Here is a 7,399-nt window from a genome sequence, read left to right on the forward strand (position 1 = left end):
CTGCAATTAAAATCTGAAAATCGCAATTAAAATCTAAGAATAGCAATTAAATTTATCAAAACTGCAATTAAAATCCTAAAAATCGCAATTAAAATTTAATAGTACCCATACCAGTTAGGGTATTCAGTCCTGAAAAACAGGCAAAAGCAGATCATTTCAAATAGAAAACTTGCAAATATGCCTTCTATCTAAATTAAAAATTGATTAGAACCTACAAAAATAGCTAAATAAGCACGATTAGATCCACTGCAAATAAAAAACATTGTTGAAATACCCTAAACACACTTTGCTCTAGTACATTTTCCAATAAAAAAAGGGCCGCCCATATGTCAGTTAACCCGACTTTTGAGACAGCCTTAATCTATTTAAAACAAATCCATTATGCTCCATCATTAATGAAGCTATATTGCGCCATGTATAGCTTATAATAATGTCCTTTTAATGCTAATAACTCTTCATGTGTACCGCTTTCCTCGACATTTCCGTTTCCAATTACCATAATTTTGTCGCAGTCACGAATAGTTGATAATCGGTGGGCAATGACAAATGAAGTACGACCTTCTAATAGCTTTTCAATACCATTTTGAACAAGCTTCTCTGTATGTGTATCGATATTCGAGGTAGCTTCATCTAATATCAAAATTCTAGGATTAGCTAGTAGAGCACGAGCAAAAGAGATTAATTGTCTTTGACCTAATGAAAGCCTTGAACCCCTCTCGTTTACATCCGTATCATATCCATTTTCCATTTTAATGACAAAGTCATGAGCGTGGACTGCTTTGGCTGCAGCAATTACTTCTTCATCTGTAGCATTTAGTTTTCCGTATCGAATATTTTCCATAATCGATGTTGAGAATAGGAATGTATCTTGTAGCATAATTCCCATTTGACTTCTAAAAGATTCTAAATCTACTTTTTTAATATCGTTTCCATCTACTAAGATTTCACCTTTTAAAGGATCATAGAATCGACTTAAAAGTGAAACAATCGTCGTTTTACCTGCTCCTGTTGCACCTACCAATGCAATTTTTTCACCAGGATTTATTGTGAAATTCACATTTTTTAAGACTGTAGAATTTGCATCATAACCAAAAGTCACATTTCTAAATTGAACTTCACCATTAATTCGTCCAATTGGAGGTGCATTTTCTTCACTAATAATTTCTGGATCAATATCCATTATGTCAAAAATCCGATCAGCTGCCGAGAAGTTTGATATTAATGTATTATAAAAGTTTGATAAGTTCATAATTGGACGCCAGAACATGCCAATATACATTGAAAATGCGATTAATGTTCCGACTTCAATATCTTGACTAGTTACAAGCTTATAACCAACATAAAATACAATTACAGTACCAACACCCCATGAAAGCTCAACTAATGGCCAGAAGAAGTCATTCATTTTTACTGCTCTCATGAATGATCCCATTAATTCAGAAACCTTTTCTTTGAAGTCTTTTTCTTTATCTTTTTCCTTCGCAAAGGATTGAACTACTTTTATTCCTGAAAAATCTTCATGTATAAACGCAATTAAATTCGATCGTTTCTTTCGGTAATCATCCCATCTTTTACGTGCACGTGTTTCGATATAAAACATGGCAACTGCTAAAAATGGAAGAATTGATACTGATGCGATTGCAAGTTTTACATTTAAGATAAACATTACGACTGTAACACAAACTAAGCTTAGTAATTCCGGAATTAATGTTTGAATACTTTGATTGAATAAATTTTGGAGAGCACTAATATCACCCATTACACGAGCCAAAATTTTTCCTACTGGACGATTATCAAAAAATGTAAATGATAGTTTTTGAATATGGGTGTAAAGTTCATGACGAATATTTACTAAAATATTATTCGTAACGGAGCTAATCATCGTCCAACGTATTTTTGAAGCAATCATTGCTAAGAAATTTAGTGCTAATAGTACAGCTCCAATCATTATGAGCCCTTTTACATCGTGATTTTTAATATTTGTATCGATTGCTACCTTTAGTAAATATGGGTTTAATATCCCAATTACCATTACAAATAACATTAAACAAATAACGGCAAATGTTTTTAATTTATAAGGTTTTAAATAAGTACCGAGCCTAAGAATAAGCTCGGTCTTACTCCGATTTAGTTGGTCTTCATCACGATTTATCGTATTTTGTGCCATTAGACCACCCCACTTTCTACTGTCTCAAAATCTTTAAATTGTTCTTCGTAAACTTCAAAGTATCTTCCCTTTTTATCAAGTAATTGTTTATGATTTCCTTTTTCAACTATTTCTCCATTTTCAACAAATAAAATGACATCAGCATTTTTTACTGCTGAAATACGGTGTGCAATGATAAAAGTTGTACTATGTGAGAAACGTTTATTTAAATTGTGTAATAATTCATATTCCGTTTCCATATCTAATGCAGAAGTTGCATCATCTAAAATTAGGATTGGAGCATTTCTTAATAATGCGCGGGCAATTGATATACGTTGTTTTTGGCCACCAGATAAACCAATTCCTCGTTCACCAATTTCCGTGTTGAATCCTTCTTCTAGCTCTTCAATAAAGTCTAAACAACAAGCAATACGGCAAGCCTCACGGATTTCATCCATTGTAGCTTCTGGGTTTCCTAGTTTAATATTATTTTCAATCGTATCTGAGAAAAGGAAAGTATCTTGAGAAACGAGAGACATATTTTGACGTAAAGATGTTAGATTGAAATCTTTAACATTAACGCCATCTACTAGCACTTCTCCTTCAGCCACATCGTATGAGCGACCAATCAGATGAAGAATTGAAGATTTCCCAGCACCTGTCGTTCCCATAATCGCTACTTTACTACCACTTGGAATATATAGATTAATATCTTTTAAGACAATTTCATCATTGTATTTAAAGCTTACATTTTTATATTCCACTGAACCGTCAACTAGATTAGGTGTATATGCACCTTCTTTGTTTTCAATTGCTGTTTTACGATCTAAAATTTCAAAAATCTTCTTCGCAGAAGCTTGATTTTTAGAAAGTACATCTGTTAACCAGCCTAACATTCTCATCGGCCAAATTAAGTTCCAAATATATCCACTAAATGCAACTAGTTCACCTAGCGTCATACTATGTTGTAAAACGAAATATCCACCTAGAATAATCATTGCAACTAGTGCAATATTTGTTAAAAATTCAATATTAGGAAAATATTTACGCATTGTTTTAGCTTGAGCCATATTTAAATCATAATAGCCACGATTCATTTTCAAAAATTTCACCGTCTCATGCTTTTCTCTAGCAAATGCTTTAACCAATCTTACACCCGCAATATTTTGCTGAGCTGTTGTATTGATTTCAGCTGTATGGTCACTTATTTTACCGTAACCTTTATTAAGTAAGCGATTTAAACGCGTCCCCATATATCCAATTGGGATCATAATTGCTAAACAGATTAGTGCCAGCTGCCAATTAATTACAAATAAGATAACTGTACTGACAGTAAAATAAATAATATTTTCAACAAACAATCTTAGTCCAAACGCAATTGTTTGCCAGATATTTTCCACATCTTCATTAATTCTTGAAAGTAATTCACCCGTATTCATCGAGTCAAAATACTTAAATTCAAAACTTTGAATATGCTTGAACATATCATTTTTTATATCTTCATGAACCTTCGAACTTACTAAGTCATATAAATATTCTTTTACATAACCAAAAATTGATTTAATGATTGTGACACCTATAATACCTCCAATAACTGGTAGGACAACAGATTCTTTTCCTTTTGTAATACCATCATCGATAAGAATCATTTGTAAATAAGGAATTAAATGATCCACACCTATTACTAAAACCATTGAAATTGAACCAATAATAAATGAAAGCTTATGCCTAAAGACATATTTTAAAATTCGAGACAAATTTATACCTCCCTTGTATCAATTAACCTAACTCTACGCAACCCTCCACTTTTTTTGACAATAAAAAGGCCATGGGAATATTTTCCATACCCCATGGCCATAAAGAAACGTTTCGCCCAAAAACAAAAATGAATCGTTTATTTTTGGCACAAAAAAGCCATGGGTAATATAAACCCATGGCTAGATCGTCAATTGAAATCTAAATTTCAACGTGGTCCGTCCTGCGTAGAGATAGGGTTCATAATCATTATGAAATTTTGTGATAATTCACAGTTTAATTTTCTTACAATCATCATGTTAACCTACCTCCTTCTTATTTGATATTTTTATCATATACGAGTGGACTTTAAAATGTCAAACTATTTTTAATAAATTTAATTATTTAATTTTATAAACAATTGCTTCATACGGTCTTAAGCTATTATTCACATCAGTTAAACTTGAATCTTTATAATTACTTAAAATTATACTTACTTCATCATAGCTAGTACTATGACTAAATTTTGATTCCTCATTTGTAAAGTTTGCTACAACTAGGAATTTTTCACCATTATACTGTCTTTCATATGCAAATACTTTTTCATCCTTTTCAGCAAGCATTTTAAAAGAACCATAAACAATTGCAGGATTTTCTTTTCGCAAATGAATTAACTGGCGATAATGATGAAAAATTGAATCTGGATCGTTTATCGATTGTTCAACATTTATTTTAGTAAAATTCGGATTTACTGTTAACCAAGGGCTTCCTTTTGTAAAACCTCCATGCTTTTCTCCATTCCATTGCATTGGAGTACGTGCATTGTCTCTACCTTTTGTATAAATCGATTCCATTATGTCTTCGTGCTTGTATCCTTTTGAAATACGGTCATTATACATATTTTTCGTTTCAATATCGTCATATTCATCTATGCTTTCAAATCGAATATTTGTCATTCCAATTTCTTCACCTTGATAAATATATGGTGTACCTTGCATTAAATGAAGGATTGTAGCAAGCATTTTTGCACTTTCAATACGATATTCTTTATCATTACCCCATCTAGAAACAATTCGTGGTAAATCATGATTATTCCAGAACAAGCTATTCCAAGCCTTTCCATCAAGCTGAGTTTGCCACTTATTAAAAACATCTTTTAGCTCTAACAAATTTAGCGGCTTTAAATCCCATTTTTCCTTACCTTCTTCTTGATCAAGACCGATATGCTCAAATTGAAAAATCATACTTAATTCATTTCGAGCAGGATCCGAATAAAGCTTTGCAATTTCTGGCGTTGCTCCCCAAGTTTCACCAACAGTTAGCACATCATGATTTCCAAAAGTCTTTTTATTCATCTCTTGCAAATATTCATGTAGCTTTGGACCATTTGCCGTAATCTCTTGATCAGGAATCTTCCCAATTAAATCAATTACATCCATTCGGAACCCACCAATTCCTTTATCAAGCCAAAAGTTCATTATATTATATACTTCTTCGTGTACTTTTGGATTCTCCCAATTTAAATCTGGCTGCCTTTTACTAAATAAATGCAAGAAGTATTGACCAGTTTGTTCATCATATTCCCATGCACTACCACTGAAAACAGAAGGAAGATCATTTGGTACACTTCCATTCACAGGATCTCTCCAAACATAATAGTCTCTATATGGACTATCTTTACTCTTTCTTGATTCAATGAACCACGGATGCTCATCAGATGTATGGTTCACGACTAAATCCATTACGATTTTAATCCCTCGTTGATTCGCTTCTGAAATTAATTCATCCATATCATTCATCGTGCCGAACTCTTCCATAATGTCACAATAATCACTAATATCGTAACCATTATCATCATTAGGAGATTTATATACAGGACTCAACCAAATAACATCTATTCCTAAAAGCTTTAAATAATCAAGCTTTTCGATTATTCCTTTTAAATCACCGATTCCATCAGCGTTACTATCCATAAAACTTCTAGGATATATTTGATAAACTACACTATTATGCCACCATTTTTTCTCCATTTAAATTGCCTCCTAGATTATGTATAAATCTTAAAAACTAAAAAATTAATTGTGATTTTTTCTAAAAACATTAATATGGTACGTGAAATTTTAAATCTCAAACCCTTTTACTAAAACTGTGCAACCGCGTGCATATTTTAATGGTAAAAGTGTCCTAGTTTTAAAAGTCAATTATTCATCTACCCTTTTTAACCGCTTACATTTTCTGTTTTATCAAGATTGTTCATTAATGCAAACATTTACATTTTTTGGATCCTTTTTAAACATTTTACAGTTTTCCAATTAATCTATTTTTTTCTAATTTGAAATTTTTATTAGATAGGACAAGCGATCCTTTCATAATATATAAGGCTATATATTTTCTAAATTTTGTTAGGGGGAGAATTTTGTTTAAGCGCTGTTATATTTTTTTCTTCGTACTACTTTTATTTTTGAGCACATCTTTTGTTCAGTCTTTCGCCGCAGAAACAAAACCTGTTTCGCAATTTATCATTATTAATAAATCGATTAATAGATTAGCTTTCTATGAAAATGGTAAATTGGTCAAAGTTTTTAAAGTTGCAACCGGTAAGAGTCAGGATCTAACTCCTGAAGGAAAGTTCAAAATCGTTGTTAAAATTGTTAATCGTCCCTATTATAAAGATAATATTCCTGGTGGCGATCCGAGGAATCCGCTTGGTAATAGGTGGTTAGGTTTAAATGCTAGAGGGACATGGGGTACAACCTATGCAATCCACGGAAATAATAATCCAAGTTCAATTGGAACTTATGCTAGTCATGGCTGTGTACGAATGTATGATGAAGAAGTTGAATGGTTATTTGATCGTGTCCAGAAAAATACGACTGTTTTAATCACTTCATCAAACATGTCATTTCAAGACATCGCAGTTGCAAATCATTTATTTGATGATGATTCAGGAACTGTTGTTGTAACAAAACCTACCGATATCCCTACTAGTTTACAACTTGGAAGTGTAGGTTCAGAGGTTGAATGGCTGCAGGATACATTAACAAAATTAGGTTACTCTACAAACGGGGTCGATGGTTACTTTGCTAAAGGCACAGATCAGGCAGTAAGAGCATTTCAACTAGATAATGGGTTAACTAGTGATGGAGTTGTTGGTGCTGGTACAAAAAAATTATTATTAGACAAACTCCAAGAAAAAAACCGTGAGTTAGTGTCAGCTTATTTTTATACATTTACATTAAAGAAAAATGTAAAAACGAATGGCGAGGACCGATTTGATAGTCGATTAAATGGGGTTCAAAAATTAAATTATTAAACTATTAGAGGGTATCCATGATCCTAGCTTTTAATGGAACCCTTTTTTTAATGAAAATAAGGTGGACTGCAAATAAAATCTGATTTTCGCAATTAAAATTGACAAAACTGCAATTAAATTTTGAGAATCGCAATTAAACTTAAAAATTACCCATGCCAGTTAAGGTATTTTGACCTAAAACTTGTACAATAGCAGCTCCTTTCTAT

At 32.2% G+C, this 7,399-nt stretch carries 4 protein-coding genes; 1 reads left to right on the forward strand and 3 read right to left on the reverse strand.

The window, feature by feature from the left end:
- Positions 1-379 precede the first annotated feature (379 nt).
- The 3 genes from CN514_RS22050 to CN514_RS22060 form a co-directional block, all read right to left on the reverse strand.
- Positions 380-2,167 (reverse strand): ABC transporter ATP-binding protein, encoded by a 1,788-nt coding sequence (locus tag CN514_RS22050; protein WP_098234415.1) that lies wholly within the window; start codon positions 2,165-2,167, stop codon positions 380-382.
- Complete coding sequence (locus CN514_RS22055; RefSeq protein WP_098234416.1) at positions 2,167-3,903, reverse strand: ABC transporter ATP-binding protein; 1,737 nt, start codon at positions 3,901-3,903, stop codon at positions 2,167-2,169. Before CN514_RS22055 ends, CN514_RS22050 begins: the two co-directional genes overlap by 1 nt.
- A gap of 378 nt (positions 3,904-4,281) precedes the next feature.
- On the reverse strand, positions 4,282-5,910 hold the full coding sequence (locus CN514_RS22060) for a glycoside hydrolase family 13 protein (RefSeq protein ID WP_098234417.1): 1,629 nt from the start codon (positions 5,908-5,910) through the stop codon (positions 4,282-4,284).
- A 386-nt stretch (positions 5,911-6,296) separates the two neighbouring features.
- Here CN514_RS22060 and CN514_RS22065 point away from each other — a divergent pair, with 386 nt between their 5' ends.
- Positions 6,297-7,193, forward strand: a complete 897-nt coding sequence (locus CN514_RS22065; RefSeq protein ID WP_098234418.1) for a L,D-transpeptidase family protein — start codon at positions 6,297-6,299, stop codon at positions 7,191-7,193.
- Positions 7,194-7,399: the final 206 nt, after the last annotated feature.

The sequence above is a fragment of the Bacillus sp. AFS001701 genome (genome assembly GCF_002559405.1).
Taxonomy (GTDB): domain Bacteria; phylum Bacillota; class Bacilli; order Bacillales; family Bacillaceae_G; genus Gottfriedia.